We start from the raw sequence: 25296 nt of genomic DNA, 5'->3' as shown, positions 1-25296 counted from the left end.
AAAAGAACCAGTCAGCGTCCTACTCATGTCTCCCGAATCAACGACCACTACTGCCACCGAGTTCGTTCAGGAAGCCTTCGAGACGACAGTCACCGACGAGCGGAAGACCCGTCTGCTTCAGACGATAGATGAGACGATTTCTAACCTCCGCGAACAGATAGATGACGACACGCTCGGGAAGATGCTCCGGGCAGGCTCGGGGTCGTACAGGCTCCGCGGAAGCATGACTCAGGACGGTCTTCAGCCGGAATCGTTCACCCAGAACGCAGTCATTGAACCCTTCTTGGATGAACTCGGCTACGAGTACGCTACCGAAGCGGGTGGCCTCTCGGGGGGACGGACAATGGTTGCCGATTACACTGTGTCGCTTCGAGATTACTCGGAGATTGACTCGACACGGCTGCTCATCGAAGCCGAGCCCATCAACAAGGACCTGCACTCCCGAAAGCACGGGGTCGGGCAGGTGAAAGATTGGCTCGGACAGCGAGAGTTCGAGTCGGACTTTGGCTTCGCCACCGACGGCCTGCGCTGGGTATTCGTTCGGTACGACCCGGACTCGTACAGCCACAACATCATCGAGGATGTAGACCTCCAGCCGGTGTTCGTCGCATTGTTCGAGAACCAGGTCGGGAAACGCGCCCCCCTCGATGAAGCAGTGTTCGACGCGGACGGTGATCGGGTGGCTCGACTCGTCAGGAGCTTCCAGTTCGACAACTTCCGCTCGATTAGCGGCGAAGCCCGGCAAGTCATCAAGCGCAAGCAGGAGGAGATAACCGACGAGTTCTACGACGACTACATCCGCTACGTGTTCGGGGTCGTCTCCGAGGAAGAGCGCACGACCCGCTCACTGGTCGGTGATGGCGTCGTAAAACCGGACGGTGCGACAGAAGAGGACGCCCGGCTTTTCGCTGTGGAGTTGATGAACCGCCTCATCTTCATCAAGTTCCTTGAAGACAAGGCCATTGTCCAGCCTGACCTCCTCCGGACGCTGAAGGAGACCTATGATGGCGGGATGTACGGCGGGTCGCTCTACGAGGAATTCTTACAACGCTTGTTCTACGAGGTGATGAACGAAAAGCCCGACAAGCGGTCTCCGAACATCCAGAACATCGACCTCTTCAGCGGGATTCCGTATCTCAACGGTGGACTGTTCCGTCCCACTATCGGAGAGGACGGCGACGAGTTCGATGAGGCGGACTTCGACGTGCGGAACAGCGTCCTGTTCGATATCATCGACCTGCTAGAAGGCTACAGCTTTTCGGCGGCTGGCGCACCGACCGACCTCGACCCGAGTGTGCTCGGCAACGTCTTCGAGAAGACGATCAACTACATCACCAGCGACAACGCAGACAACAATAAGGAACTCGGGGCGTACTACACCCCGAGTGAAATCACCCGGTTCTGCGCAGAGGAAACCGTCCGACCCGCGTTGCTGGACCGCTTCGGACGCGTTCTGGTCGAGGACCGCGACTGGCCCGAGCCGGAAGTGGAGAAGTACGACTCCGTATACGAACTCATTGAGGACCTACCGGGGAAGTGGGACCTCATCACGTCCCTTCTCGCGGAGGTAGACGATTTTCGAGTTGTGGACCCTGCCTGCGGGAGCGGCCACTTCCTCACGTCGGTCCTCGAAGAACTCGTTAACGTCAGGAAGGCACTGTATGCCAGGAGCGAGAACTACCCCCAAGAGTACCGTCTGAAGAAGACGACCGTTCTGAACAACATTTACGGCGTGGACATCGTGGGGCCAGCGGTCGAAATCGGGAAACTTCGCCTGTGGCTCTCCATCATCTCGGAGTTGGACGAGGCAGTGATGGACGACCTCAGTGACGAGGACCTCGCGCTCCCGAACATCGTTTTCAACCTCCGACAGGGGAATAGCCTCATCGGCTACACCGGCTTTCCGGAAACGACCGAGCGGGGCGAGTACACGCTGGGTAGCTACACCGAGAACAGCGTCCGAGAGCGGTATCAAGGAATCATCGACGAAATCGAGAAGCACGAGCAAGCGTTCGATACCGAAGTTGCTGAGAAACACCGACGGGCCGCGTTTGAAAAGCTCCAGACGGCCCGTGAGGGACTGATTGACGATATTCACGCGGACTTCGTTGATGCTGGAATTGAGGGCATCACCTCAGAAGATGTGGCAAATATGGACCCGTTCAACTGGGTGCTTGAGTTCGCGGAAGTGTATGCAGATGGCGGATTCGACGTGATTGTTGGAAATCCTCCCTGGGACCGTATTACACCACAACGCGACGACTACTTCAGTCGGTTTGATTCCGAGTTCCGAACTCTACTACCAGAAGCGAAACAAAGACGCCAAGATGAACTGCTGGAAGTTTCCGAAGTAAGGGAGGGGTGGGAAGACTACAAGCGACAAATAGAGGTCCAATCAAAGTATTTCAACAACTCTGATGAGTATGAGCTTCAGCGCCCTACAGTTGCGGGGCGAACGTCGGCTACGGAAAGCGACCTTTCTGCCCTCTTTCTCGAACGCGTCTTCCAGATTGCCCGCGACGACGGCTATGTAGCCCAAGTGCTTCCGGGAGGGATATTCAACGGTTCTTCAACGAAGGATCTGCGACTCCACTTGCTTGATGAAACCGGAATTAAATCGCTCGTCACTTTCGAGAATAAGGGCATTTTCTCTGAGATAGACAATCGCTACAACTTCGGAACACTCGTATTCGAGAACCGTGGAACAACTAATGAACTCCGTGGCATCTTCCAACAACATGGGGTAGAAGTTTTACAGGAACTCGAAGAACGTGCGCTTTCCATTCCCCGTCGTGTCCTTCGTGAGTATTCGCCTGAAGCAGCCATATTCCCGTATCTCGATTCTCAGGAGGAGGCGGACGTTCTGAACACGATTCTCGCTCATCCATCAATCAGTGAAGACCTCGGTGGAACATGGCGTGTAGAACCCTATGCTGAACTTCACCGTGGGAGTGATGTGGACCGTTTCCTTGAATCGGAAGAGATGGGTGATTACCCCGTTCTCGGGGGGAGTAATCTTTATCAGTTCATGTACGACCCGTCTTTCTTGGACAACCTGGAAGGACCAAAGTTCTGGAGCGTACCAGAAGATGAGGACCCTAACCTGAGCGCAAAGAAGCGGATTCGAGAAAAGAGTTTACCGAAACTAAAGCGCGGTATTTACGACGCCTTCGATGGCTCTGGTTCGCAAATCGGGTTTGTGAACGAGTTGCTGGAAGAGCGACGAGGAAAGTCACTTTCAGAAGACGACGTGCTGCTCGATTGTACTGAGTACCGTATCGCCTACCGTGATATTGCCCGCTCCAGTGACGAGCGGACGTTGATTGCATCGGTCCTTCCGAAGGAAGTGGTGTGCCACGATAAAGCGCCGACCCTCCGTCCATATCGAATCGCACCCGAAGAGGAAGATCTTACAGAATCCAATCTGCATAGCGTCTACGAACGAATCTATTCGGACAGAGAACTGTTCGTGGCAGTTGGACTGTTGAACAGCCTCCCGTTCGATTTTCTGATGCGGACAAAGATTGACTCGACTGTAGTTTTCTACAAGCTAAGAGAGTCACAAGCACCGCGTCTCACCGACGGTGACGAGTGGTTCGACCACATATGGAAGCGGGCCGCCCGCCTGAACTGCTACGGCGAGGAGTTCGAAGAGCTGCGCGACCGTCTCGGTGGCGTTGAACCAGCCACGAGCATGAGCGAGCGCCGAGAGGTGCAGGCAGAACTCGACGCCGCGGCCTTCCACGCTTACGGCCTCAACCACGAGCAGACGAAGTTCGTACTCGATGACTTCCACCGCGTTCAAAATCCCCGGCTGATGGACGAGGACTACTTCGACATGGTGCTACGGAAGTACGAAGCGGTTAAAACAGAACCGTAGACGAGTTGAAGCTCGTCGGGACTTGCAGGTCGTCGAACTCCTGAGCGAGCTTACAGCGTCCGAGCAACCCGCATCACCACGGCTAACAATCCTCTACTCAAGAGCGTCCAACATCTACAGCACCGCAAGCAGGAAAGACGATTAAATCGTATGGGGAAACACTTCGTTAATCGTCGTCGTCACTCTGAAAGGGTTGCTGGCTGCTCGGACACCCCTCGGCGTGGGTCAGAGCGTCCCACCCACCGAGCGAGATGAGGAGTTCCCAGCCACACGACACACAGCGGACGTACGGCTCCCCGCCCTGCGATGGGGGTTCGACGTGTTCTGTGTATCTATCGCCGCTGTCTTCGTCGTGGAGAGTCGCCTCCTCGTCGTCGACGACTGCCCCGCCGTCCGTAGCAACCTCTTGCTCGGGCGAGACGTCCGGAGCCTTGCTGTCGGCGAGCTGCTTGACGAGCAGCGGATCCATAGCGTTGTGATTGATCCACTCGGGAACCTCGCGAGCGCCCGTGTGGAACGCGACGCGACGGGCGTGCTTGCAGCCACCCTCGGGGTAGCGGTACTCGGCGTCCGGGCAGGTACACGCGCCGGTGTCAGCGTCAACGGTGTACTCATCGCCGTCCTCGCCGTAGACGAGGAACAGGCCGGGGGCCTCCTCGACGACAAGGAGGTAGTCGGTGAGCGCGCGGACGTCCCGCGCGTCAAGGTCGGTACGCTCTTGTGGGGCAGCGTTCGTACTCGTCATTGGCTTCTCTCTCCGAGAAAGCCAGCGTCGGGTGGTGCAACACCCGGCGCGATTCTCCGAGGAATCACGCCCGGGGACGCCGTCTTTCTCTACCATATGCTACACAGCATATGGATATAAACCTATCCATCTTCTCATCAGCAGAGGGGTTAAGTTGGTGCACCGTGCACAGTACACTATGAGCGAGACTGAGCGCGACGAGCGGGGGCGATTCGCCGCGCGGCACGCCGATAAGGACGTCCTCGCCGCCGTCCGCGAGCACGAGCCGGCGGGAACACAGGAGGTCGCTGACGTGCTCGGAATCGAACGGCAGAGTGCTGACTATCGCCTTCGGCGGCTGCAGGACGCCGGAGCGGTGGCGAGTAAGAAAATTGGCGGGTCGCTCGCGTGGCGTATCGCCGAGACCTCGCCGGAGGAAACAACATGAGCGTTGACACGGCGGACCGACGGCGCGGGGAGGGCGTCGAGTTCATCCACGAGGACGACGGCCGGATCACAGCCCGCGACATCGAGAGCGGCGTCGCCTCTTACGGCGAGACGAAAGCCGAGGCGCTAGCGATGCTTGCCGAAGCCCTCGCGCTCCACGAAGGCGGGGGCGACCCCATCACGGACGACGACCTACACGAGTTTGGCCTCGACCCGGACGACGAGGATGACCGCGACGTCCCCGAGTTTATGCGCTGACTCGATGGTCCGAACGTCCTTCGACGGGCAGACTATCGCGAAGGTGCTCCGCCGTCACAACTACCAACCAGTCGGCCGGACAGGAAGCCACCTGAAACTCCGCTGGGAGAGTCCCCATAGCGACGAGGTACGCATCGTTACAGTGCCGATGAAGCCTGCCGATAAGATTCCTACGGGGACGATGCGTTCTATCGCCGAGCAGTGTGGCGCGGAGGACTTTGAGGAGTGGTGTGCGTGGATCGACTGCAATCGATAATCACTCAGCTGTCCTGCGGCTCGCCATGACGATACGTGGTATATCTCCCTCGTGATGCCTCCTTCGAGACGTTTGGTATACTCTCAAGCCCCTCCCGTAGAAGATATGACCAAAGTCCCTCAAAATCCGAATAGTGTGCAGTATAGTCTGGAAGCACTTCCTCGAAATCACTCCTCTTAGCGCTCCCTTCTGATTTTAGATGGTTATATGCAAGCTGCAGTAGCTGACGTTGGCGATCAGCAACCTCTCCCTCTCCCTTTATTTTATTGTACTGCCTAACTGGTTCTTCTATCTCTACATTGAGTTCCTGCCGCAGATTTGGAGAAATATATTGCCAGGTCCCCGTCCCTTGGGGAGGAGCGATAACTCCATCCAGACGCTTCAACGAATCTCGAAGGAAGTAACTCCATAAGACGTCGAAGTTAGCATAATGCGCATGGTATTCTGGTAGAATCCGCTCAAAATCCTCTTTTGTCGCACTACCTCGATCTTTCAGGTAATCATAGGCCAATTGAAGTAGGGCACGCTGTCTTTTGGCTACCTCCCCATCTCCCTTTACCTCTATCTCTTCAATCTCCGATGCTATTCCAACACTATCTATTTTTTCTATTACCTTATTTCCTGGTTCGATGAAGTACCATATTCCAGATGTCCCTGGCGAGGGTTCGACTCCTGGGAGGAGGATTAGCCCCTCCCGGAGGTAGTTATCCCATTGTCTGTCTGCGTCTCTCTCCGTTGGATACTTGGAATAAGCATGCTCCTTGATGTCATCAATTTCTGCGGCTTTGATATCGCCTTCTCCGTGCTCCTGTAGATATTTGTATGCAGACAGGATTGCTCGCGACCGTTCCATCCGCTGCTCTTCGTTTCTCGCACTCAAATCATCTCGTATGATCTCAAGAACTTCCTCAGCGGTCTCTGGACCTGTGGATGTCGCAGTTTCTTTCTGCCTCGGTTTAGGAGCACCTGGTGGCGCCGAACTGATGCTTGTATCCTGTTCTTGGCTCTCTTCCAGTTGAGGAATCCACCATACTCTGGCTCGTGCACCGACTTTCCGAGTGGCCAACTTATCTTTCTCGACAAGCTCTTTGAGCTTGTTGTGGACGGTACGACGTGACCAACCAAGGACCTCCGTAACATCATCAGCGGTAACAGGACGTGCATTGTCCTCACGACTCTCGAATATCTCAAGCGCTTCTTCCGCGGAGAACTTTCTGAATTGGCGAGGTACTCGATCGCTTCCTGAGGTCATGGTTAGTAGTAGGCGTGTTCTCACAAATGGTTTGTGCCGATGTGTGAATTCAGTTGTGGACATCATTTGCATTCAACTGCATATCTACAACTGCAAAGAGATGCCTGTGTGTTGTCTGACCCTGTCTGTAAAAACCTATACACCGGTTTGAGCGCCGCTACCACCGCTCAATCGAATTCTGGCAGGTCGTAATACTCTACTATATCCATGTTCGAGAATTAGAAAATAACCACTATGCATTCGTGTGAAGAACGGAAATACGTGTGAATTCACTCAACTGTATCCTGCACACGAGTGCATACTATCGGTTCCGCTATCGGTTCCGCTATCGGTTCCGCTATCGGTTCCGCTATCGGTTCCGCTATCGGTTCCGTTACCGAATAAGGGGAAACTGATGCGCCCGCTATTTCTTATAGATCAGTTTTCCAACTGTCTTTTCAGGGACTACAGAGTGGGGCAAGCAGGCCACCGACAACATTATTAGGTTCGCTATGGAATGCCCTGATGCGACTAATGCATAGTAGAATAACGTCGTCGGCGTGCTGGCAGGCACTGTGGCCGACGACGCTACAACTAACGGGTAGAACCCCGACGTGCCGCGCCAGACACGTCGGGCGCGGACACGTGGAAGGTAACCCGTGATGAGTGCTTTACACTCAGCCATTATCAAGCCTTCCTCACATCCTGTAGCCCGGCAGGGGCTAGGTCGAGGCCTGACTCGACCATCATTCCACAGTGAACAAAAAAACACCTGCGCTGAACGACACTACCGGCTTGACGGGCAATCAATGCTCGGCTGGATACGAATGGTGCGCTGGTCACGCTGCAGTCGATCTCAACGCTGCAACACTCGGCTCCTGTTCCGCTTGTATTCAAACCGCTACACGGGACCGAAGGATGTCATGAGTGGAACTCGCCCATGTCGGGAAGACCGATCCCGCCCCCGCGACTCCCTCCGTTCGTGCAATCACCATGCGAGCTGGCGTGAGGTGTACCGTGCGCTGAACGTCTCCACGTCCATCGAACCGACCTCAAAAGATCCTTCATGACGTCGCTTACTGAATCCGACTCGGACGCCGATTACCTTGAACATCTTGACGCGTACGCCCGTGAGCGACTCGCCCCCCATCGCGAGCATCTCGAACGCCTCGCTATGCTTGACACGGCACTGAGCGAGGACGCGAAGAAGGCGCTTCAAATGCTCGACGAGGCGGAGCGGGGAGAATTGCCGGACGAACGCGAGGAGGTCCGCGAATGAGTGCTGCAGCTTCCTGCTCACTCGCCGTCGGTCCCGTCAAGCACAGCCTGCACTCGCTGGTCGATCAGCGCGTCGAGGACGTCGGCCGCCGCGTCGGGGTCGACGCCCTCCTCGCCGACCAACTGCCCCATCGTTCGGAGGGCGGCTTGCTGCCGCTGCTCGGTGTTTTCGACCGCGTCGTGCGAGAGAGCGAACCCACAGTACATACACCGCGAACCGTGTCGGGGCGTCTCTTGCTGGCACCGGGGGCAGGTGACCGGCCCGTACTCCTCCGGTTCATCGGTTTCGACGTCTTCCCCGTGGAGCATGGCGTACTGGCGTTCGTTCGACTCGTCACCGAATCGAGCCATGTACCGGCGTGTGTGTTCGCTCCCTCGTTGGCGGCCCTGTCGGTCTTCGATTCGGGCCTGACTCATGCCGAGGAGGACGAGCCAGCGCGTATTGGCCTTCCGGAAGTCTGTCGGCGTGACATCCTTCGTGACACCGGCACGCTCACCGGCGCCCTTGAAGTAGTTGAGCCAGGTGTTGTACGAGGGACGGTCGGAGGAGGTGAGCTTCGACCAGAGATAATCGCTGTCGTCACCGGGGTGTTCGTTCAGCCACCGTTGGAGGTACGGGACAGCCATGATGAGGTGGACGGTGCGCTCACCTCGTTTTCCGTCGACGTGAACCCCCACGGAGTGTTCAGCGTCGAACACGTCGCCGACACGGAGGTCGTACAGTTCGCCGCTTCGACACCCAGCCTCGAACTGGACCGCGAACAGCGCTTTGTCCCGTGTATTGTGCGCCGCCTCTATCATCGGGACGACGTCGTACTGCCACTGGAGGATGTCGCGTTCCGAGGGAACAGGATTGAAATCATTGCTCGTCCCGGTCGGAATCCAGGCGAGGCTGTCGGGTGGTTCAGATTGCTTCAGTCGGTAGCGTCCGAACGACCGCAGTGCTGTCCGGTAGTCCTGGTTCGTGTGTTCGTTGGCGTACTCATCGTTAATCCAGCGGACGATAGTTTCGGCGGCCGCCCGATACTGCAGGGCGAGGCCAAGCAGACCGTGTTGGTCGAGGAGTGCCTTGACGTCTTCATCGGTCGTGACGCCAGCGGCGTCGGCCTCGTCGTTGTCGACGAAGTCCTCGACGGTCGGCCACGGCGTGAGAATCGCCATCCGTCGAACGTGCCGGAGGATTTTGAGGTGACGGTGATCGCCAATCTCCGAGGGAACGAGACGGATGTTGTCGGACATCTTCAGGAGGTGTTCGCGGTCGGCAGCGAACGGCACCTGCGAGTCTTTCTCGGCGTTACCACGGAGTCGCTGACGGATTCCGTCGACCTCAGCGCGGGGGTCGGCATCGGTCATACTCCTATGGTTTATGTATCGGATTGTAAGGCTAGGGCTAGAAGCCGGCCCTTGGCTTCCTTCGAATCGTCCCTCGACGAGCGACGCGTAGCTGTGCCGACCGGTGACGACTGATTCGACTCACGGAGCGTCTCCCGACGTCGCGATGAACGCACCCTACTCCTGGAATGCGCGTCTCGACCGTTCCTCGACCGTGTGGACACGCTCGCGCTCACCGACTGCAATCGACGCTCCGTCGGTACCCCGCATCGTCCGTCGGCTCGTCGGTCGTCGTGCGTATCGCGGGAAAGTAATCGTTATACGGAGTCGTTCCGTCGCTCCTGTATGCAACGTCGAGCGGCCGCGGTCCTGTTCGTCTTCTTCCTCGTCATGGGCACGAGTGCGTACTCCGTCATCGCGATGGCGGAGGAGCCCGCCATCCAGATCGAGGACGAGGGACAGACGTACGAGCCCGGCAGCAACTTCACTATCGGCGGTCAGGAGTACAACCTCTCCGAAGTGAGCGTCGGGGACGAACCGTCCGGGACGCTCGTCTACACCATCGACGACGCGCTCCAATCCGAGACGTTCGACGACGGTTCGACCGTCGAACTGGAGAACGGGACGTATCTCGTCTCCACCGGGAGCGCGCCCGACCCGACGACGGCACCCGCGGACGGGGGGAACGTCTCCGAGGAGAACGGCACGGCCGGTAACGCGACCGACGGGAACGCCACCGGTGAGAACGCGACCGACGGGAACGAGACGGCTGACAACGCCACGGACGGGAACGCCACCGAAGGCAACGCGACGGCCGGTAACGCGACGGGGAACGACACCAGTGCGCCCGAGACGCTCGTGTTCACCGAGGAACGCGACGTCGAAGGCATCCTCGAGAACGACACCTCGGTCGCGAACGAGACCGTCGCCGTCGACGACCAGGAGTACGTCCGCGTCCTCGAGAACAACCAGCTCGTCCCGCTCTCGGAGTACCTCGAACCGGCCGAGCAGCGCACCTACGAGGCCGGCGACTCCTTCGAGTACGAGAACAGAACCGTGACGGTCGAGAACGTGACGGACAGCAGCGCGACGGTGACCTGGCGCGCCGACCAGACCGTCGAACAACCGCTCGAGGAAGGGGGGAACGTCACCCTGTCGAGCAACGGGTCGAACGAGACGTACGTCGTCAACTTCCCCGGACAGAGCGAGTCGGACCAGCGCGTGGTGTTCAGCAGTAACTACGACGCGTACCGGCAGGAGATCGAGCGTCAGGACTACTTCCACGAGCGCATCAACGGCCTCTGGGGCGTCCTCATCCTCTCCGGTATCGCCGCCTTCGTGCTGCTCGCGATGGCGTACATGCCGGTTCGCGGCTGACCGTCCCACCACTCGGTTCGCGCACAGCCGATTCCGCTCTTCGTATCCATCTCCTCACGAACAGTTCGAACAGGGTCGTGTCGAACGCGGTTCGCCTCTCCTCGTCGGCACTCGCGCGTGAGACACGTCGCCGCGCCGCTCTTCGCGCAGTGGTCGCAGGGAGATGGCCGAGAGGGTGTTTGACGACAGCCCCTCCGCTCGTCGACACTCGCTGCGCTCCCCGGTTCAAACCTTCCGTAGCGTTTTCACTGCTCACATTCGTTCGCGGGGAAACGGGCTGAGAGGGATTTGAACCCCCGGCCGTCTGGTTAAAAGCCAGACGCTCTGCCTAACTGAGCTATCAGCCCTCGCCCTGACCTTCCGCGCCGCGTCGCTAAACCGTTACGGTTGTCCCGGCGAGAAACCCCTCAACGCCGTTTGACACCCTTCGACTCGGCGGTGGCGCCGTGTGCACACCTAGGTCACGTGTGACACGAGCGCCTATCGCTCCCGTGCGTCGCGCGATTCCCGTTCCAGCGCGTCGAGGGCGTCGGCGACGACGTCCTCCGGTTCCCGGCCGTCGAGCGCCGCGCGCCGTCGGAGGTCGCGATAGACCGCCGTGTCGAGTTCGAGCGTGAGCGTTCCGGGGTCGACGTTCGCCGCCCGGAGGGCCTCCTCGACGGGCGTGCCGTCGTTGATTCGACTCGCGATGGCGCGCACGTCCCGAACGGTCAGTCCGTGGTCGAGGACGGCCCACGCGAGCTGGTAGCGCGCGTCGCCGTGGACGCGGGCGATGTGTTTCGCCGTCGTCGGCGCGATACGACCGGTCGCGACGTAGCGCCGGACCGCCCGCGGCAGGTCGTGGACCCGCGCCCACTTGCGGATAAAGGAGACGGTGACGTCGTCGCCGGCGCGTTCGGCGGCCGCCTTGTACGACCCCTCGCCGCGGACGAGCGCGGCGCAGGCCGCCGCCCCGCGGAGCACGTACACGTTGTCGTCGCCGGCGCTCGAGGTCGCGAAGCGGCGGACGGTCTCCGCCGCCTCCGTGACGCTCTCGGGGTCGCTGGGGTCGAACTGGACGGCCCGTCGGGCGCGCTCGCCGGTGAGCGTCGGGTCGCCCCTGATGACGGGCTGTCCCACCGGCGACTCGCGGTCGGCCGGGGGGTCGTCCGGATCTCTCATCGGTCGAACCGACGGGGGCCCGTAGGAAAAGCGTCTCGGGGTCGTGCGCGACTCACTCGCCGCGCTGCTCGGAGAGGTGCTCCCACACCTCGGTGCAGCCACAGCCGTCTTCCATGTCGTCGAGGTGGCTCGTGTCGACGTCCTCGGTCGGTTCGTCGTCTGCGGGCTCGGTCACGGATGTCGGCTCACTCATCGTCTTGCTCCTCGTAGAGTTCCGGCGCGACGTCGGCGGAGACGTGCTGTCGAGCGCCGTCCGGGGACTCCATTCTTACCATCGATTTCCCGTAGGCACAGGACACTCAAAAGGTCGCGTTCAGCTGTAACGTTGACCCGTACTGTCGCCCGGCGGCAATCCTCTCCGCTATGCACGACAGGACTTCTCGGCAAAACCGCACGAGGGCATCGGGTTTCGTCGTCGAACCGCGTCACTCGATTCGGCGACACGCGGCGGCGCCTGCCCGCACCGGTGCGGTTAGTGTCCGCACCCCGTAACCACCGACCGTGGCGAACGCAGTGTACCTGCTCGACGACGGCGCGTGGGTGAGCGTCAACGACCGCCGGGAGCTGAGCGTCGGCCAGTTGTGGCGCCTCGCCGACCACGACTTCTGTGACTGCTCGCTCGCCGACGTACTCGCCGAGGGGTTCGTCGACGTCGGTCTCGTCCCGCCGGAGGTGGAGGTGCGCCTCGCCGGCCAGTGCATCGCCTGCGGCGCGCAGAACGTGACGGGATGGCTCCGGGTCGGCCGCGTCGACGCCGAGACGGGAGCGTTCCGGGGCGGAGTCCCCGAGAGCGTCCACCGCCCTCGCTCTCGCAGGTAGCGGAGATTCTCGCCGGTGGGCCGAAGCGCCCGCGAGCCTTGACGCGACGCACGCGGGTATACGGCCGGGGGCCGAGAGGTAGACAAATGCCGAGCAAGGTCGAGGGCTGGAAGGACGAGGTCTACGGGACGGACATCCGCGAGCACCTCTTTCGCTTCGCGGAGGAGGGGTGGGACGCCATCCCGGAGGACGAACACGACGCCTGGTTCGAGCGCTTCAAGTGGTGGGGGCTGTACCACCAGCGCAACGGCCAGGAGAGCTACTTCATGATGCGCGTCGGCGTCCCCGGCGGGCGACTCACGCCGGAACAGCTCCGGGTGGTCGCCGAGGTGGCGGACGACTACGCCCGTGGTCCCGCCGACAACCCCGAGTGGGAGGGCGCGTGGCTCGACTACACCACCCGGCAGTCCATCCAGCTCCACTGGATCGAACTGGCGGACATCCCGGACATCTTCGACCGCCTGGAGAGCGTCGGTCTCTCGACCATCCAGGCGTGCGGTGACTCCTGGCGCAACATCGTCGGCAGCCCCGTCGCGGGTCGCGACGCCGACGAACACCTCGACGTCTGGCCGCTCATCGAGGGGCTGAACGACGAGTTCAAGGCCAACCCCGCGTACTCGAACCTCCCCCGCAAGTGGAAGGTGTCGGTGACGGGCGACACCCGCGGCAGCGGCCAGGGCGACATCAACGACCTCGCGTTCGAACCCGCGGTGAAGGAGGTCGACGGCGAGGAGGTGAAGGGGTTCAACGTCCGTGTGGGCGGCGGCCTCGCCCGCAAGGAGGCGCGCCTCGCCCGGGACATCGACGTGTTCTGTACGACCGAGGGGGCCTACGACGTCTCGGCGGGTATCTCCGCGCTCTTCCGCGACCACGGCGACCGTGACAACCGCTTCAACGCCCGCATCAAGTTCCTGATGGACGAGTGGGGCCCCGAGAAGTTCCGTCGCGTCCTCCAGGAGGAGTACGTCGACTACGACCTCCCCACCGCGGGCGAGGACCTCCGCGACCAGTACGACTACAACGCCGGGCGCGCGGACGCCCCCGGCGACTACGTCGGCGTCTTCGAACAGAACGACGGCCAGTACTTCGTCGGACTGTCCGTCCTCGTCGGGCGGATGGGCGTGACGGACACGCTCGAACTCGTCGACCTCGCCGAGGAGTACGGCTCCGAACTCATCGGCCTGACCCAGCGACAGAACGTCATCGTCGCGGACATCGCCGAGGAGGACCTAGAGGACTTCCTCGCGGAGGACCTGCTCTCGGAGTACAGCCCCGACCCACACCCGTTCATGCGCGGGTCGCTCGCCTGCACGGGGACGGAGTTCTGCTCGCTGTCCATCGTCGAGACGAAGAACCGGATGGTCCGCTACGCCCACTGGCTCCGCGACAACGTCGAGGTGCCCGACGGCGTCGAGGACTTCCACGTCCACCTCTCGGGCTGCACCGCCTCCTGCGCCCAGCCCCAGATCGCGGACATCTCCCTGCGCGGCATGAAGACGCGCAAGGACGGCGACCCCGTCGAGGCGTTCGACGTCGGCCTCGGCGGCGGCCTCGGCGCCGACCCGCAGTTCGCCGACTGGGTGGAGATGCGCGTCGCCGCCGACGAGGTGCCGGGGTACATCCGCAACCTGCTCGCCACCTACGAGGCCGAGCGGGACGAGGGGGAGTCCTTCCGCGACTTCATCGCCGCCCGCGACGAGGAGGAACTCGAGTCGCTCGCCGACCCCGAGGAGACGAGCTACGAGGACCCCTACATGCACAACACGAAGATGACGTGGTACCCCTACGCCGAGGAGGACGCCATGGACAGCGCGCCCACGCCGGCCGACGACTGACGCGATGGCCGACCGCATCATGCGGGTGAACGCCTACACCACCCTCGACCTCGTGGACGCCGCGGCGGAGGGCCACGACTTCGAGGAGTCGGCGTACGCCACGCTGAACGTCAGTTCCCCCCGGAAACGGCCGGACCACGTCACGCTCCAGCTCGAACTGGACAACGCCGAGCTCGACCACCTGCCACCGCACGCCGACAGCGTGACGCTCTCGGCGGCGGAGGCGCGCACGCTGGCCGCGGACCTCGTCGAACACGCCGAACGCGTCGAGGCGGCCGAGGCGAACGAGGACGCGGCGTAACCGACTACTCGGCGTTCGCGCCTCCCTCCTCGCCATCCCCTCTCTTCGCCGTCCACCCCTCGGCGCGCTCGCGCCACTGTCGCTGCTGTTCTCGCTCCGTAACGTGGCGCTCGCCGTCGGCGAGGTCCTCGCGGACGCGCTCTTCGAACGTCGTCACGTCCGCGAGGAAGTTCTCGCGGAACGTGTCGACGAGTTCGTACGTCCACATGTCCTCGATGGCACCGGCGGGGAGGTGCTCGTCGCGGAGCGCGTCGGCGAATTCCGTGTGTCCGGCCTCCCGGAGCAGTTCTTCGGCGTCGTGCAGGTGGTCCATCCCCCCGCCGATTCGGTGATGACAACTCAGCAGGTCGCCGTACCCCCGGTAGATGTGTTCGAGGCCGAGAGTGAGTTCGTGGAGCGCCTCCCGTTCCGTCTCGCTCAGGTCGTCCGTCATGCCCCGACCGTCGACGGCGGCGGGGGAAACCGTTTCCCCGACGCACGCCCGGACGACCTCAGCGCTCGGCGCGCAGGTCGTCGGCGACCGCCCATTCGGCGATGGCGGCGCCGCACTCGACCGTCTGACGGACGCTCTCGCAGAACCGGCCCGCCGCGTACGCGGCGGCCGGGTCCCCGTCCCGGTCGCCCCGGTCGAGTTCGGCCAGGACGTCGTCGCGGGCCGAGAGCGCGGCGTGCGCCTGCTCCGTGTCGCCGCCGTTGACCACGACGTCCGTCGCGTCCGCGACGACCGACCGGGCGCGCCTCGCGGCGTCGAGGAGTGTCGCCGGGAGCGTCGTCTCCCCTTCGCGTCCCACGACGGTCGCCATCGACGCCGCGCAGTCGCCGACCTGTACGAGTCGTTTGGCGGTCTCGTAGTAACTGCGAAGCTCGTGACGGTCGACACCGAGTGTCGCCGCCTCCGAGGGGTCGTCGACCGCCCGGTGGTACTGCCGGGCTATCGTGGCGAGCAGCCTGTCGGTCTCGTGGTCTCGTCCCGCTGTCCGCTCCGCGAGCGAGGCGTCGCTCCGGGCGACGGCCTCGACGGCCCCACGCTGCATCGAGAGGACGGTCGACTGGAGCTGGACGACGGTCTGTCGGACCGAGACCTCGTCCGCGTTCAGCAGACTACGCACGACGACCTCCCGGTCGGACTCGCGGACCACCTCGAAGCCGACGAGTTCGGCGGTGGCGTCGGTGACGGCGCGGCGCTTCGCCGCCGGTGTCGGCTCCGCCGTCGTCAGCGTCAACTCGTCGACGCCGACGGTGTAGTGGGCACGGACCAGTCGGGTGAGTGTCCCCGGTTCGTACCGGTCGACCGACCGCTCGACCGAGCGGCCCGCTCCCTCCCCGGCGTTCGTGCGGACGAGCAGCGACCCGTCCGCTTTCGGGTGCAGGTTCAGGTGCGTGCCGGCGACGATGTCGTGCGTGTCCGCCCAGGGTTTCGGCAGCGAGATGGTGTAGGTCGACCCGCCGGCGAGCTGGACCTTCCGTCGCTCCATCTACGCTCCCCCCGGTCCCCGCGTCGTGCGCCCCGTCATCCGAACTTGCCGGTGATGTAGTCCTCGACGCGCTGGCTCTCGGGGTTCTCGAACACCTGATCGGTCTGCCCGTACTCGACGAGTTCGCCGCCGGTGAGGAAGACGGCCGTCTGGTCGGAGATGCGCGCCGCCTGCTGCATGTTGTGCGTGACGACGACGACGGTGTAGTCCTCCGCCAGGTCGTCGATGAGGTCCTCGATCTTCGAGGTGGCGATGGGGTCGAGCGCGCTCGCCGGTTCGTCCATCAGGATGACCTCCGGGTCGGTCGCGAGACAGCGCGCGATACAGAGGCGCTGCTGTTGCCCGCCCGAGAGCCCGATGGCGTTGTCGTCGAGGCGGTCGTTCACCTCGTCCCACAGCGCCGCCCGCCTGAGCGAGCGCTCGACGATCTCGTCTTCCTTCGCCCGGTCGTCGCGGCCGGTCAGCCGGGAGAGCACCCCCGTCTCGATGTCGCCGTGCTTGCGTGGCCCGTACGCTACGTTGTCCCGGATCGACTTCGGGAACGGGTTCGGCGCCTGGAACACCATCCCGACGCGCTTTCGCAGTTCGACGAGGTTGACGCCGTCCTGGTAGATCTCCTCGCCGTCGATGGTGACGGAGCCGTCGACGGAGGCCGCCCTGATTCGGTCGTTCATCCGGTTGAGACACCGGAGGAACGTCGACTTCCCGCAGCCCGAAGGACCGATGAGTGCGGTCACGCTCTCTTCGGGTATCTCCATCGAGATACCCTTCAGGGCGTGGTCCGAGCCGTAGTGGACGTCGAGGTCGTCTGCGGCGAGCTTCGCGTCGCCCTCGAACTCGTAGTCGGTCCACGAGTCGCGGGTTCGCTCGTCGGTCTCGCCGGCGACGGTCGTCTGGCCCGCCTCCGTCGTCCGGTCCGTGTCTGTCGTCTCGTCCGTATCTGTCGTTATCGTCTCGGTCATTGTGTCAGTTTCCTTCGGAAGTAGATGCGCGATGCGATGCCGATGGCGTAGAACGAGAGGACGACGAGCAGGAGCACGAGCGCCGTCCCCCAGCCGAACGCCTCGTCGCCGCTCACGCCGGCCGTGATGGTCGCGTACAGCTGGTAGGGGAGCGCCGGTGCGCTCTGGAGGAGCGCGTCGTTGGCGACGAACGGCGGGGCCCCCGTGAACTCGAACGACCCGAGCACGCTCGGCGCGTTATCGCGCAGCCCGCCGGTCATCACGAGCAGTATCGGTGCGGTCTCCCCCGCGATGCGCCCGACGCCGAGGATGATGCCCGTCGCGATACCGGGCATCGCGGCGGGGACGACGACGCTGCGTATCGTCTGCCACTGACTGACGCCCAGTGCCGCGCTCGCGTCGCGGTACTCGTCGGGGACCGCGAGGAGGGCCTCCCGACTGGTGATGACCACCAGCGGGAGGAGCATGAACCCGAGCACGAGCATCCCGGCGAGCAGCGAGGTGTTGTTGCCGAGCCGAGGGACGAGGAAGGCGTAGCCGAACAGCCCGAACACGACGCTGGGCGTGCTCCACAGCCCGTTCGTCGCCACCTCAACGACGGCGGTGAACCGACCCTGCTCGGCGTACTCGGAGAGGAACACCGCGGCACCGATGCCGATCGGGACCGCGAGCACGACCGCACCGAAGACGACCCAGAACGTCCCGACGATGGCGGGATACACCCCGGTCACCGCCGTCGGCGAGAGGCTGAACCCGTTGGTCACGAACGGCCACTCCACCGTCGGCGTCAGCCGGGCGCCCTCCAGCACGGGACCGAGTCCGCGGGAGACGATGAACAGGATGAGCCCGGCGAGGACGGCGAGCATACCGAACGCGCTCGACCCGATGAGCAGGTACGCGCCGTTCTGCCGGCCGCGCGTGCCGAATCCCTCGGCCGACTTCGCCGCCGACCACGAACAGAGCAGGCCGCAGACGACGGTCAACGCCGGGACCACGATGGTCCCGTAGAAGGTGGCGGTGAACGCATCCGGGTCCCAGCTCCACTCGGGACCGAGGACGCCCGTCAGGACGAGCGCGCCGACGCCGGCGGTCAGCAGGCCGACCGGGACGGTCGACCCGACGTCCTCGCCGACGAGCATCACGCCGACGGTGACGACCGCCCCGGCAGCGACCGCCGCGGCGAGCGACACGCCGGCACCGACGCCGAGGGTCTGCGAGACGACCAGACCCGCCGCGACCGCCCCGATGCCGCCGAAGGCGACAGCGGTGAAGACGCCCGCGTTCCGGTCTGGCTGTGTCTCGACGAGCCCCGCCCGCGAGGCGACACCGATACCGACGAGCGTGACGCCCATGGCGAGCAACCCGACCGCGAGGACGTCGAACAGCGAGATTCCGAGGACGTCCGTCTGCTCCGTCGTCCAGCGGAAGATACTCGTCATGCCGAGGACGAAACTGACGATGCCGAGGCCGACGACCCCGGTCGCCACGCGTTCGAGTGCCGTCGTCTCCCCGTCGACCAGTTTCGACCCGTAGGCGTCGCTCATCGGTTCCCTCCGAACTGGTGTTGCATCCGTGCCTCGATGAGTTGCGAACCGATGCTGAGGACGAGCACGCTGACGAACAGCACGACGCCCGCGGCGAACAGCGCGCTCATGTGCGGGCCGGTCGCGTTGCCGTACTGACCCGCGATGAGGCTCGTGAGCGTCTCCGTGTTGCCGAAGACGTCGTAGAGCGGCTCGGGAAGCGCCTGGGTGTGGCCCAGAATCACCGTCGCGGCCATCGTCTCCCCCGCCGCACGTCCGACGCCCAGCAGCACCGCGGCGGAGACGCCGGAGAACGCCGCCGGGAGGGTGATGCTCTTCATCGTCTGCCAGTCGGTCGCACCCATCGCGAGCGAGCCGTCCTTGACCGGCGAGGGGACGCTCGAAATCGCGTCCTCGGCGACGGAGACGACCGTCGGGAGCGACATGAGACCGATGACGATGCCGACGACGAACAGGCTCCCGAACGACGGCAACGCGAAGTTCGTCATCATGTAGCTGTTGATGACCACGTAGCCGAGGAAGCCGTAGACGATAGAGGGGATGCCCGCCAGGATTTCGATGCCGGGTTTGACCACCTCACGAACGGCCGGTGGTGCGATTTCGCTGATAAATAGCGCGCCGGCGATGCCCAGCGGTCCCGCGATGAGCATCGCGAGGAACGTCGTCAGCAGCGTCCCCCATATCATCGGCGTGAGCGCGTAGACGTCCTGCGACGTGCTCCAGAAGGTCTCGACGCCCGGGAGCACCGTGACGCCGAACAGCCGTACCGGCGTGCCGAGCGAGAACATCTCGACGCCCATCAGCGCGAACGCCGGTATCGCTTCGAGCACCAGGAATACCGTAATCAGCGCGAGGACGAGGACGGTCGAGACCGTCGCGAGGAACGTCAACGCTCGCGCCGTCTCTGCCTGGTGGGCGACCCACCCGTACCCTACGACGACGACGAACCCGACGACCGGTAGCACGGTGAACGTCGAGTTCAGCATGAACGCGGCGAACGCCGCGACGAGACACAGGGCACCGATAGCGCCGGTCGCCAGCGCCCCGTCGCCCGCGTCGGTGGTTCGTCGGATTCGTTCGAATCCCGATATGCTACTCATGTACTGAAAATCTTGGTTGTCCTTTTGCTGTGTCAGCTCCTTCGACCCGAAGGAGTCGTTCGCTCGCGGTGCCCCCGGGGACGCCGGTGGTCGTTCAGTTGGTCGGCCCGGGGAGCGCGTCGAGTTGCTCCTGGCGGGTCTCCTCCTCGAGCGGCAGGTAGTTGTTCGGCTCGACGAACATCGTCTGGCCGTAGTCGCTGAGTATCATACGGATGAACGCCGCCTCCTTGTTGGAGGTGCCGTCCCACGTGTAGCAGTGCAGTGCGCGCGAGAGGGGGTACTCGAGTGTCCCGAGGTTCTCCCCGTAGGTGTAGGTGGTGCCGTCGATTTCGAGACCGATGGGGGGGACGGTCTCCTCGTCGACGAACGCCAGCGCGATGTACGCGATGGCGTTGTTCGACTCCTGGACGAGCGTCGCCACCTGCTGGTTCTGCCCCTGGCGGACGTCGGTGCCGGGCATCTCCGCGTCGGGGTCGCCGAGAACGTTGTTCCGGAAGGAGGTGTCCGTCCCCGAGCCCTCGGCGCGGCCGACGGCCTGAATCTCGCGGTCCGGCCCGCCGAGTTCCGACCAGTTCTCTATCTCGCCACGGTAGATGGCCTGGAGGTCCTCGAGCGTCATCTCGGTGACGCCCTCGTCGTATACCTCCTTACTGACGACGATGGGCTGGGCGTCGATGGCCACGACGTGGTCCGTGAACGGTTCGAGTTCCTCCTCGCTGCGGTCGGGGAACTCGGCGCTGACCGGCGCGGACGCGTCGCCGATGTCGACCTGACCGTTCTCGAGTTTCTCGAGACCGACGCCGGTGTGGTTCAGTCCGATGGACGTGTAGAACGGGGGGGTCCCCGACTCACCGCTGGGTTCGAACCCGTAGAGGCCCGCCCAGTAATCTGCCATGTTCTTGTCCGTGTCGATGTCGTACTGTCCCGGCCCCCAGTACTCCTCGTCGTCGGCCGGCGCGTTACCGTTCCAGAGCGACCCCGCCTGACTCGTGATGGGGTACACCGTCGAGGAACCGTCGGCCGTCAGGGGCCCCTCGCCACTGGAGCCCTCCTCGTCGGTCTGTGTGCCTTCCGACTCGTTCCCGCTACTACTCTCGTCACCGCTCTCGTTGTCGTCCCCTTCGCTCCCGTTACCCCCACTGTCGCCCGCGCAACCTGCCAGTGCTGTGATGCCCGCGGTCCCCGCGCCGAGGATGACCGTCCGCCGCGATACTCCCGGAACCTCCGTCGAATCGTCCGTCATCACCCGAGCGATTATCCCTTCTGAGTAAGTAGTTTCATATTTCTTATATATAACTGCTCGTTACGGATAGAGAGGGTATGCGACACTACGGAGGCAGCTATAGCTCGAGAGGCAGTACGGACTGGTTACGTACCGGGACGTGCATCGGCCGGTCGAGAGGGTCTGCGTGCTCGATTCGTCCCCCCCCTCGCTCTCGTTACCCCGGAACGCGCTCCGCCTCGACTCACGCCCGGACGACGAGGACGGGTCGGTCGCACGTCCTGAGCACGCGCTCGGTCGTGCTCCCCAGCAGGAGGTCGTGGAGGCGCGAGTGGCCGTGACTCCCCATCACCACGAGGTCGACGTCGCGGTCCTCGGCGTAGTCGACGATGGCCTCGCTCGGCACGGCGTCCTCGATTGCACTCACCACCTCGACGCCGGCGTCGGCACCGAGGCCCTCGACGGCCTCGACCGCCGCCTCGGCGCGTGCCTCCAGCGCGTCGAGGACGGCCTCGACGTTCGGTTCGAGCGAGGGGCGGAGGTGGACGACGGACAGCGCGTGGACGGTCGCCCCCTGTTCTCGCGCGAGCGAGACGGCGTGTTCGGCCGCCGCCAGCGCACCGTCGCTACCGTCGGTTGGAACGAAGATTCGGTCGTACATGCCCCCCACGACGACGCCGGGGGGCTTAACGTGTCACCCTATCCACACGCTCAGCGCTCGACGGTCGCGCCCAGTTCCGGCGCGCTCGCGTCGAAGCCCCGCTCGCGCAGTTCCCCGGCGAACCACTCGGTTCGCTCGCCGTGGTTACAGAGGACGCGGGCGTCCCGGTAGTCGTCGAGGAACCGTTCCAACCCGCTGCGGTCGGCGTGCGCGGAGAACTCGAAGAGCGCGGTGCGCGCGCTGACGGGCACGACTCGGCCGTCGAGTTCGGCGCTGCCGCGGTCGAGCAGGTCCCGCCCCGGCGTCCCCTCGACCTGGTAGCCCGTGAACGCGACGGCGTTGGTCGGGTCGCCCCGGACGGCGGGGACGTAGGTCATCGCCGGCCCGCCGGTGAGCATCCCGCTGGTCGTGACGACGACGTTGTTGCCCCGGGCGATGCGCTCACGCTGTCCGTCGCCGCCGCGGACGACGCGTGCGCGGCCCACGGCCCGGCGCAGCGCCTCCCCGTCGCGGACGAACTCGGGGTGACTGGTGAGCATCCGGGCGACGTCGACGCCCATCCCGTCGACGTAGCAGTCGATGTCGTGGGCGTCACACACCAGCAGCACCTCCTGCGTGCGGCCGATGGCGAACGCCGGGACGACGACGGTCCCACCCTGGTGGACGGTCTCTCTCACCCAGTCGGCGAAGCGCCGCTCCACCCGCCCGCGCGGGTCGTGGTGCACGTCGGCGTACGTCGACTCGCAGACCACGACGTCGGCCTCGGGGCGTGCGGTCGACCCCTCGACCAGTCGCTGGCCGCCCACCCCGCGTTCGTGGTTCCCGTTCCCGTCGTTCCCCTGCTCGTCGACGTAGAAGTCGCCAGTGTAGAGCAGGCGCGTCTCGCCGTCGTCGACGAGGACGTGCGCGCTCCCGGGGATGTGCCCGGCGTTGTAGAGGGTCACCTCGTGGCCCGCCGCCTCGAACGGCTCGCCGTAGCCGTGCGGTTCCGACACCTGGGTCAGCCGGCTCACGTCCGTCCGGGTGAACGGACACTGGAGGGTGCCGCCGTGGAGCTTCAGCGTGTCGCGCGCGAGCGTCAGCGCGAGTTCGCGCGTCGGCGCCGTCCAGTGAATCGGGGGACGGGCACGCCCCGAGAGGAGCGCGGGCAGCGCGCCGACGTGGTCGAGGTGCCCGTGGCTCACCACGACGGCCTCGGGGTCGACCGACCCCACCGGGTACTGCGGCGGGTTCTCCGCCGCCATCCCGTAGTCGAGCAGGAGCGCGTCGTTCACCAGGAGGGCGCTCCGCCCGATCTCGTCCGCGCCGCCGAGGAAACGCACCTTCATCGGCGACGACTACTCGGGGGCGACCCTTGTGCCCGTCGTCTCCTCACCGCTCGACCGCCCGTATCTGGAACTCGGCGTAGCCACCGAAGGCGAGTTCGAGCGACCCGAGCCACCAGTTCCAGCGCTCCGGCAGGCGCTCGTCGGGCGCGTCCCGGAGGCTCTCGACGACGGCGGCGACCGTCAGCGGGGTGCCCACGTCGCTCGCGTAGCGTCCCGAGTCGGCGAGGTCACCGGCCGCGCGGACGACGGCGCGCACCTCGCCGGGTGTGGCGTCGAACCGCTCGTCGAGCGTCCGTTCCAGGGCCGTGCGGTCCATACTGGTCTCTGGTCGACCGTGACCTTCACTCCCGCGCACTCGAAAAAGGGGGGTCTCAGTCGCTGGGGAGCATCGACCGGCCGCTGGTCGCGAGCGCCTGCATCTCCTCGACGGTGACCTGCATCTCCTCCAGGCGTTCGCGGACGCGCTCGTGGTCGGGGTCCTCGCGCTTCAGTCGGAGGACGACGTCGGTCGCCTGGCGGTGGAGGTCGTCGAAGAGGTGAGGGTAGTCGGTGTACTGGACGCGCTCGATGGACTCGTGGGCGAGGTCGGCGACGTCGGTCCACTCGTCCCGGTCGGCCCGCCGGCGAGCGACGTCGATGGTGTAGGCGGCGCCGTCGTACTCGGGTGGGTCGTTCGCTGTCCGCTCCGTCATGCGTCCCTCTCTTGTGTCCTCGGGCTGAGGACAGCATCCGCTAGCCTCGTAGCCACGGGGCGTCCGGAGGGCTATACACCGTGATTGTGACGCGTTGTCACGCCCTGGTCGGCGCGGCCGTGATGGTCTGCAGTTCCTCGACGACCCGGCGCAGCGAGCGCAGTTGCGCGAGCGCCCGTCCGTGGTCGGGGTCGGCGGCGTCGAGCGTCCGCTCGATGTCCTCGGCGAGGTGGTGGACCTGCTGGACCTGGGTGGGGTAGGGGGCGTCGTCGACGCTCTCGACGACCGTCCGGAGGTGGCCGGGAACGAGACCCCACTCGCCGGCCGTGGCGCGCTCGACGGCGGCGTCGGCGGCGTAGGAGGCGTCGTCGTACGCGGGGGCGTGCGTGTGGTCGGACTGTTGCACACCTGACATACGCCGTCGAGGCGGATAACGCTTCGCCGGCCGTGTCCGTTGCGCGCGGCCGCGTCGCCGACTCGACCGCCCGCTCCGGGCCTGTGACGTGCAACGACGCTTTCAGTATGCTTTTCACCGCCCGCCCGTTCAGACCGGGTATGGCTGAGTTTCAGGTCGTCGTCGCCGACCCCGAGGACGGCACGACCTATCAGTTCGATATCGACGGACAGGACGCGAACCGCTTCATCGGCCGCGACCTCGGCGAGGAGGTCGACGGGAACGCCGTCGGCCTCGACGGCTACACCCTGGAGCTGACCGGCGGTTCCGACAACGCCGGGCGACCGATGCGCGCCGACGTGGCCGGCCCGAACCTGAAGGCGCTGCTGCTCACCGGCGGCGTCGGCTACGAGCCGACCGTCGAGGGCGAGCGCAAGCGCGTGACGGTCCGCGGCCGCGAGGTCAGCGACGAGACGCGACAGATAAACGCGAAGATCGTCGAGCGCGGCAGCGAGTCGGTCGCGGAGGCGCTCGGCCTCGACGACGAGGACGGCGACGACGGGGACGACGGCGACGACTAACGCCGTGGTCGAGCGCATCTCACACGACAACTCCTCGGTCACCACGCTCCGCGCCCGCGTCGAGCGTGCCGGCCGCACCGAGCGGCCGAAACTCGTCCTCCCCGAGGGGGTCGCGACCCCCGACGACCCGGTCCGTCTCGTCCTCGGCGGGCGGACCTACCACGCGCTCATCGAACCGGACTTCGACGGCGTCCCCGAGATACGCGGGGCGTACGACAACGCCCGCCTCGCCCGCGAGCGCGACGGCGAGAACCACCTCGTCGAGTGGTACGAGCGCGGGTCGCTCGACTTCGGCCGCTCGGTCCACCTCGACGTGGTCGACCCCGGCTCCCTCTACGGCGTCCGCGCGCCCGGCGAGCGCGCGACCTACCCCTCGCTCGACGGTCCCTCCGACTCGCTCGCGGACATCGCCCGCGACGTCGAGGACGGGGAGTAGCG

General features: G+C 64.3%; 27 protein-coding genes and 1 tRNA gene. 11 read left to right on the top strand and 17 right to left on the bottom strand.

Annotated features, from left to right (window positions below; all coding sequences use genetic code 11):
* The first annotated feature begins 25 nt into the window (after positions 1–25).
* Entirely contained in the window at positions 26–3880 is a 3855-nt protein-coding gene (locus P1Y20_RS10725; protein WP_304448655.1) for an Eco57I restriction-modification methylase domain-containing protein, read from the top strand.
* Positions 3881–4046: 166 nt separating this feature from the next.
* Here the strand turns inward: P1Y20_RS10725 and P1Y20_RS10720 are convergent, their stop codons facing one another.
* The gene (locus P1Y20_RS10720; RefSeq protein ID WP_304448654.1) at positions 4047–4721 is read right to left on the bottom strand and encodes a DUF8118 domain-containing protein; all 675 of its coding nucleotides are present in this window, start codon (positions 4719–4721) and stop codon (positions 4047–4049) included.
* Between the two features lie 82 nt (positions 4722–4803).
* Here P1Y20_RS10720 and P1Y20_RS10715 point away from each other — a divergent pair, with 82 nt between their 5' ends.
* The 3 genes from P1Y20_RS10715 to P1Y20_RS10705 are packed head-to-tail and all read left to right on the top strand — an operon-like array spanning position 4804 to position 5565.
* Entirely contained in the window at positions 4804–5052 is a 249-nt protein-coding gene (locus tag P1Y20_RS10715) for a helix-turn-helix domain-containing protein (RefSeq protein WP_304448653.1), read from the top strand.
* A complete protein-coding gene (locus P1Y20_RS10710; protein ID WP_304448652.1) occupies positions 5049–5309 on the top strand; it encodes a type II toxin-antitoxin system HicB family antitoxin in 261 nt (86 codons plus the stop codon). Before P1Y20_RS10715 ends, P1Y20_RS10710 begins: the two co-directional genes overlap by 4 nt.
* A gap of 4 nt (positions 5310–5313) precedes the next feature.
* The gene (locus P1Y20_RS10705) at positions 5314–5565 is read left to right on the top strand and encodes a type II toxin-antitoxin system HicA family toxin (RefSeq protein ID WP_304448651.1); all 252 of its coding nucleotides are present in this window, start codon (positions 5314–5316) and stop codon (positions 5563–5565) included.
* A gap of 4 nt (positions 5566–5569) precedes the next feature.
* Here the strand turns inward: P1Y20_RS10705 and P1Y20_RS10700 are convergent, their stop codons facing one another.
* Positions 5570–6817 (bottom strand): RNA-binding protein, encoded by a 1248-nt coding sequence (locus tag P1Y20_RS10700; RefSeq protein ID WP_304448650.1) that lies wholly within the window; start codon positions 6815–6817, stop codon positions 5570–5572.
* 1045 nt (positions 6818–7862) lie between these two features.
* Here P1Y20_RS10700 and P1Y20_RS10695 point away from each other — a divergent pair.
* On the top strand, positions 7863–8075 hold the full coding sequence (locus P1Y20_RS10695; RefSeq protein WP_304448649.1) for a hypothetical protein: 213 nt from the start codon (positions 7863–7865) through the stop codon (positions 8073–8075).
* Between the two features lie 17 nt (positions 8076–8092).
* On the opposite strand, the gene P1Y20_RS10690 is transcribed toward P1Y20_RS10695, so the two are convergent.
* The gene (locus P1Y20_RS10690; protein ID WP_304448648.1) at positions 8093–9427 is read right to left on the bottom strand and encodes a tyrosine-type recombinase/integrase; all 1335 of its coding nucleotides are present in this window, start codon (positions 9425–9427) and stop codon (positions 8093–8095) included.
* A gap of 324 nt (positions 9428–9751) precedes the next feature.
* Between P1Y20_RS10690 and P1Y20_RS10685 the strand changes: the two genes are divergently transcribed.
* The gene (locus P1Y20_RS10685) at positions 9752–10783 is read left to right on the top strand and encodes a DUF8231 family protein (protein ID WP_304448647.1); all 1032 of its coding nucleotides are present in this window, start codon (positions 9752–9754) and stop codon (positions 10781–10783) included.
* Between the two features lie 273 nt (positions 10784–11056).
* Here P1Y20_RS10685 and P1Y20_RS10680 read toward each other — a convergent pair.
* The 3 genes from P1Y20_RS10680 to P1Y20_RS10670 form a co-directional block, all read right to left on the bottom strand.
* Positions 11057–11130 (bottom strand) — tRNA-Lys (locus tag P1Y20_RS10680).
* Positions 11131–11263: 133 nt separating this feature from the next.
* A complete protein-coding gene (locus P1Y20_RS10675) occupies positions 11264–11944 on the bottom strand; it encodes a DUF7119 family protein (RefSeq protein WP_304448646.1) in 681 nt (226 codons plus the stop codon).
* Positions 11945–11996: 52 nt separating this feature from the next.
* On the bottom strand, positions 11997–12137 hold the full coding sequence (locus P1Y20_RS10670; protein ID WP_304448645.1) for a DUF8595 family protein: 141 nt from the start codon (positions 12135–12137) through the stop codon (positions 11997–11999).
* A gap of 308 nt (positions 12138–12445) precedes the next feature.
* Between P1Y20_RS10670 and P1Y20_RS10665 the strand changes: the two genes are divergently transcribed.
* The 3 genes from P1Y20_RS10665 (at position 12446) to P1Y20_RS10655 (ending at position 14899) form a co-directional block, all read left to right on the top strand.
* Positions 12446–12763: a DUF8134 family protein gene (locus P1Y20_RS10665; RefSeq protein ID WP_304448644.1), complete on the top strand. Its 318-nt coding sequence runs from the start codon at positions 12446–12448 to the stop codon at positions 12761–12763.
* An 86-nt stretch (positions 12764–12849) separates the two neighbouring features.
* Positions 12850–14598, top strand: a complete 1749-nt coding sequence (locus P1Y20_RS10660) for a nitrite/sulfite reductase (RefSeq protein ID WP_304448643.1) — start codon at positions 12850–12852, stop codon at positions 14596–14598.
* Between the two features lie 4 nt (positions 14599–14602).
* The gene (locus tag P1Y20_RS10655; RefSeq protein ID WP_304448642.1) at positions 14603–14899 is read left to right on the top strand and encodes a DUF6360 family protein; all 297 of its coding nucleotides are present in this window, start codon (positions 14603–14605) and stop codon (positions 14897–14899) included.
* A 4-nt stretch (positions 14900–14903) separates the two neighbouring features.
* Here P1Y20_RS10655 and P1Y20_RS10650 read toward each other — a convergent pair whose 3' ends face one another.
* From P1Y20_RS10650 to P1Y20_RS10600, 11 genes are all read right to left on the bottom strand, one after another.
* Positions 14904–15332, bottom strand: a complete 429-nt coding sequence (locus P1Y20_RS10650) for a hypothetical protein (protein ID WP_304448641.1) — start codon at positions 15330–15332, stop codon at positions 14904–14906.
* A 58-nt stretch (positions 15333–15390) separates the two neighbouring features.
* Positions 15391–16374, bottom strand: a complete 984-nt coding sequence (locus P1Y20_RS10645) for a phosphate signaling complex PhoU family protein (protein ID WP_304448640.1) — start codon at positions 16372–16374, stop codon at positions 15391–15393.
* Between the two features lie 35 nt (positions 16375–16409).
* On the bottom strand, positions 16410–17336 hold the full coding sequence (gene pstB, locus P1Y20_RS10640; RefSeq protein WP_304448639.1) for a phosphate ABC transporter ATP-binding protein PstB: 927 nt from the start codon (positions 17334–17336) through the stop codon (positions 16410–16412).
* A complete protein-coding gene (gene pstA, locus P1Y20_RS10635) occupies positions 17333–18880 on the bottom strand; it encodes a phosphate ABC transporter permease PstA (protein WP_304448638.1) in 1548 nt (515 codons plus the stop codon). The genes pstB and pstA overlap by 4 nt, the downstream gene beginning before the upstream one ends.
* Positions 18877–19980, bottom strand: a complete 1104-nt coding sequence (gene pstC, locus P1Y20_RS10630; protein ID WP_304448637.1) for a phosphate ABC transporter permease subunit PstC — start codon at positions 19978–19980, stop codon at positions 18877–18879. Before pstC ends, pstA begins: the two co-directional genes overlap by 4 nt.
* A gap of 94 nt (positions 19981–20074) precedes the next feature.
* A complete protein-coding gene (locus tag P1Y20_RS10625; RefSeq protein ID WP_304448636.1) occupies positions 20075–21223 on the bottom strand; it encodes a PstS family phosphate ABC transporter substrate-binding protein in 1149 nt (382 codons plus the stop codon).
* 223 nt (positions 21224–21446) lie between these two features.
* Positions 21447–21863 (bottom strand): universal stress protein, encoded by a 417-nt coding sequence (locus P1Y20_RS10620; protein ID WP_304448635.1) that lies wholly within the window; start codon positions 21861–21863, stop codon positions 21447–21449.
* Between the two features lie 50 nt (positions 21864–21913).
* Complete coding sequence (locus P1Y20_RS10615) at positions 21914–23191, bottom strand: MBL fold metallo-hydrolase (RefSeq protein WP_304448634.1); 1278 nt, start codon at positions 23189–23191, stop codon at positions 21914–21916.
* Positions 23192–23234: 43 nt separating this feature from the next.
* Entirely contained in the window at positions 23235–23546 is a 312-nt protein-coding gene (locus P1Y20_RS10610) for a WNWW family protein (RefSeq protein ID WP_465261616.1), read from the bottom strand.
* A gap of 16 nt (positions 23547–23562) precedes the next feature.
* Positions 23563–23883 carry a hypothetical protein gene (locus P1Y20_RS10605; protein ID WP_304448632.1) on the bottom strand — a complete coding sequence of 107 codons (321 nt, stop codon included), beginning with the start codon at positions 23881–23883 and terminating at the stop codon, positions 23563–23565.
* Positions 23884–23980: 97 nt separating this feature from the next.
* On the bottom strand, positions 23981–24289 hold the full coding sequence (locus P1Y20_RS10600; protein ID WP_304448631.1) for a hypothetical protein: 309 nt from the start codon (positions 24287–24289) through the stop codon (positions 23981–23983).
* Between the two features lie 149 nt (positions 24290–24438).
* Here P1Y20_RS10600 and P1Y20_RS10595 point away from each other — a divergent pair, with 149 nt between their 5' ends.
* A complete protein-coding gene (locus P1Y20_RS10595; RefSeq protein ID WP_304448630.1) occupies positions 24439–24858 on the top strand; it encodes a 30S ribosomal protein S6e in 420 nt (139 codons plus the stop codon).
* Between the two features lie 4 nt (positions 24859–24862).
* Positions 24863–25294: a DUF7112 family protein gene (locus tag P1Y20_RS10590; RefSeq protein WP_304448629.1), complete on the top strand. Its 432-nt coding sequence runs from the start codon at positions 24863–24865 to the stop codon at positions 25292–25294.
* The last annotated feature ends 2 nt before the right edge of the window (positions 25295–25296 follow it).

Source organism: Halomarina ordinaria (genome assembly GCF_030553305.1).
GTDB lineage: Archaea > Halobacteriota > Halobacteria > Halobacteriales > Haloarculaceae > Halomarina > Halomarina ordinaria.
This window is presented reverse-complemented; position numbering and strand designations above follow the sequence as displayed.

Coding starts and splice junctions, on each gene's coding strand:
- P1Y20_RS10725 (WP_304448655.1), top strand. CDS start 26: ATGTCTCCCGAATCAACGACCACTACTGCCACCGAGTTCGTTCAGGAA.
- P1Y20_RS10720 (WP_304448654.1), bottom strand. CDS start 4,721: ATGGTAGAGAAAGACGGCGTCCCCGGGCGTGATTCCTCGGAGAATCGC.
- P1Y20_RS10715 (WP_304448653.1), top strand. CDS start 4,804: ATGAGCGAGACTGAGCGCGACGAGCGGGGGCGATTCGCCGCGCGGCAC.
- P1Y20_RS10710 (WP_304448652.1), top strand. CDS start 5,049: ATGAGCGTTGACACGGCGGACCGACGGCGCGGGGAGGGCGTCGAGTTC.
- P1Y20_RS10705 (WP_304448651.1), top strand. CDS start 5,314: ATGGTCCGAACGTCCTTCGACGGGCAGACTATCGCGAAGGTGCTCCGC.
- P1Y20_RS10700 (WP_304448650.1), bottom strand. CDS start 6,817: ATGACCTCAGGAAGCGATCGAGTACCTCGCCAATTCAGAAAGTTCTCC.
- P1Y20_RS10695 (WP_304448649.1), top strand. CDS start 7,863: ATGACGTCGCTTACTGAATCCGACTCGGACGCCGATTACCTTGAACAT.
- P1Y20_RS10690 (WP_304448648.1), bottom strand. CDS start 9,427: ATGACCGATGCCGACCCCCGCGCTGAGGTCGACGGAATCCGTCAGCGA.
- P1Y20_RS10685 (WP_304448647.1), top strand. CDS start 9,752: ATGCAACGTCGAGCGGCCGCGGTCCTGTTCGTCTTCTTCCTCGTCATG.
- P1Y20_RS10675 (WP_304448646.1), bottom strand. CDS start 11,944: ATGAGAGATCCGGACGACCCCCCGGCCGACCGCGAGTCGCCGGTGGGA.
- P1Y20_RS10670 (WP_304448645.1), bottom strand. CDS start 12,137: ATGAGTGAGCCGACATCCGTGACCGAGCCCGCAGACGACGAACCGACC.
- P1Y20_RS10660 (WP_304448643.1), top strand. CDS start 12,850: ATGCCGAGCAAGGTCGAGGGCTGGAAGGACGAGGTCTACGGGACGGAC.
- P1Y20_RS10655 (WP_304448642.1), top strand. CDS start 14,603: ATGGCCGACCGCATCATGCGGGTGAACGCCTACACCACCCTCGACCTC.
- P1Y20_RS10650 (WP_304448641.1), bottom strand. CDS start 15,332: ATGACGGACGACCTGAGCGAGACGGAACGGGAGGCGCTCCACGAACTC.
- P1Y20_RS10645 (WP_304448640.1), bottom strand. CDS start 16,374: ATGGAGCGACGGAAGGTCCAGCTCGCCGGCGGGTCGACCTACACCATC.
- pstB (WP_304448639.1), bottom strand. CDS start 17,336: ATGACCGAGACGATAACGACAGATACGGACGAGACGACAGACACGGAC.
- pstA (WP_304448638.1), bottom strand. CDS start 18,880: ATGAGCGACGCCTACGGGTCGAAACTGGTCGACGGGGAGACGACGGCA.
- pstC (WP_304448637.1), bottom strand. CDS start 19,980: ATGAGTAGCATATCGGGATTCGAACGAATCCGACGAACCACCGACGCG.
- P1Y20_RS10625 (WP_304448636.1), bottom strand. CDS start 21,223: ATGACGGACGATTCGACGGAGGTTCCGGGAGTATCGCGGCGGACGGTC.
- P1Y20_RS10620 (WP_304448635.1), bottom strand. CDS start 21,863: ATGTACGACCGAATCTTCGTTCCAACCGACGGTAGCGACGGTGCGCTG.
- P1Y20_RS10615 (WP_304448634.1), bottom strand. CDS start 23,191: ATGAAGGTGCGTTTCCTCGGCGGCGCGGACGAGATCGGGCGGAGCGCC.
- P1Y20_RS10605 (WP_304448632.1), bottom strand. CDS start 23,883: ATGACGGAGCGGACAGCGAACGACCCACCCGAGTACGACGGCGCCGCC.
- P1Y20_RS10595 (WP_304448630.1), top strand. CDS start 24,439: ATGGCTGAGTTTCAGGTCGTCGTCGCCGACCCCGAGGACGGCACGACC.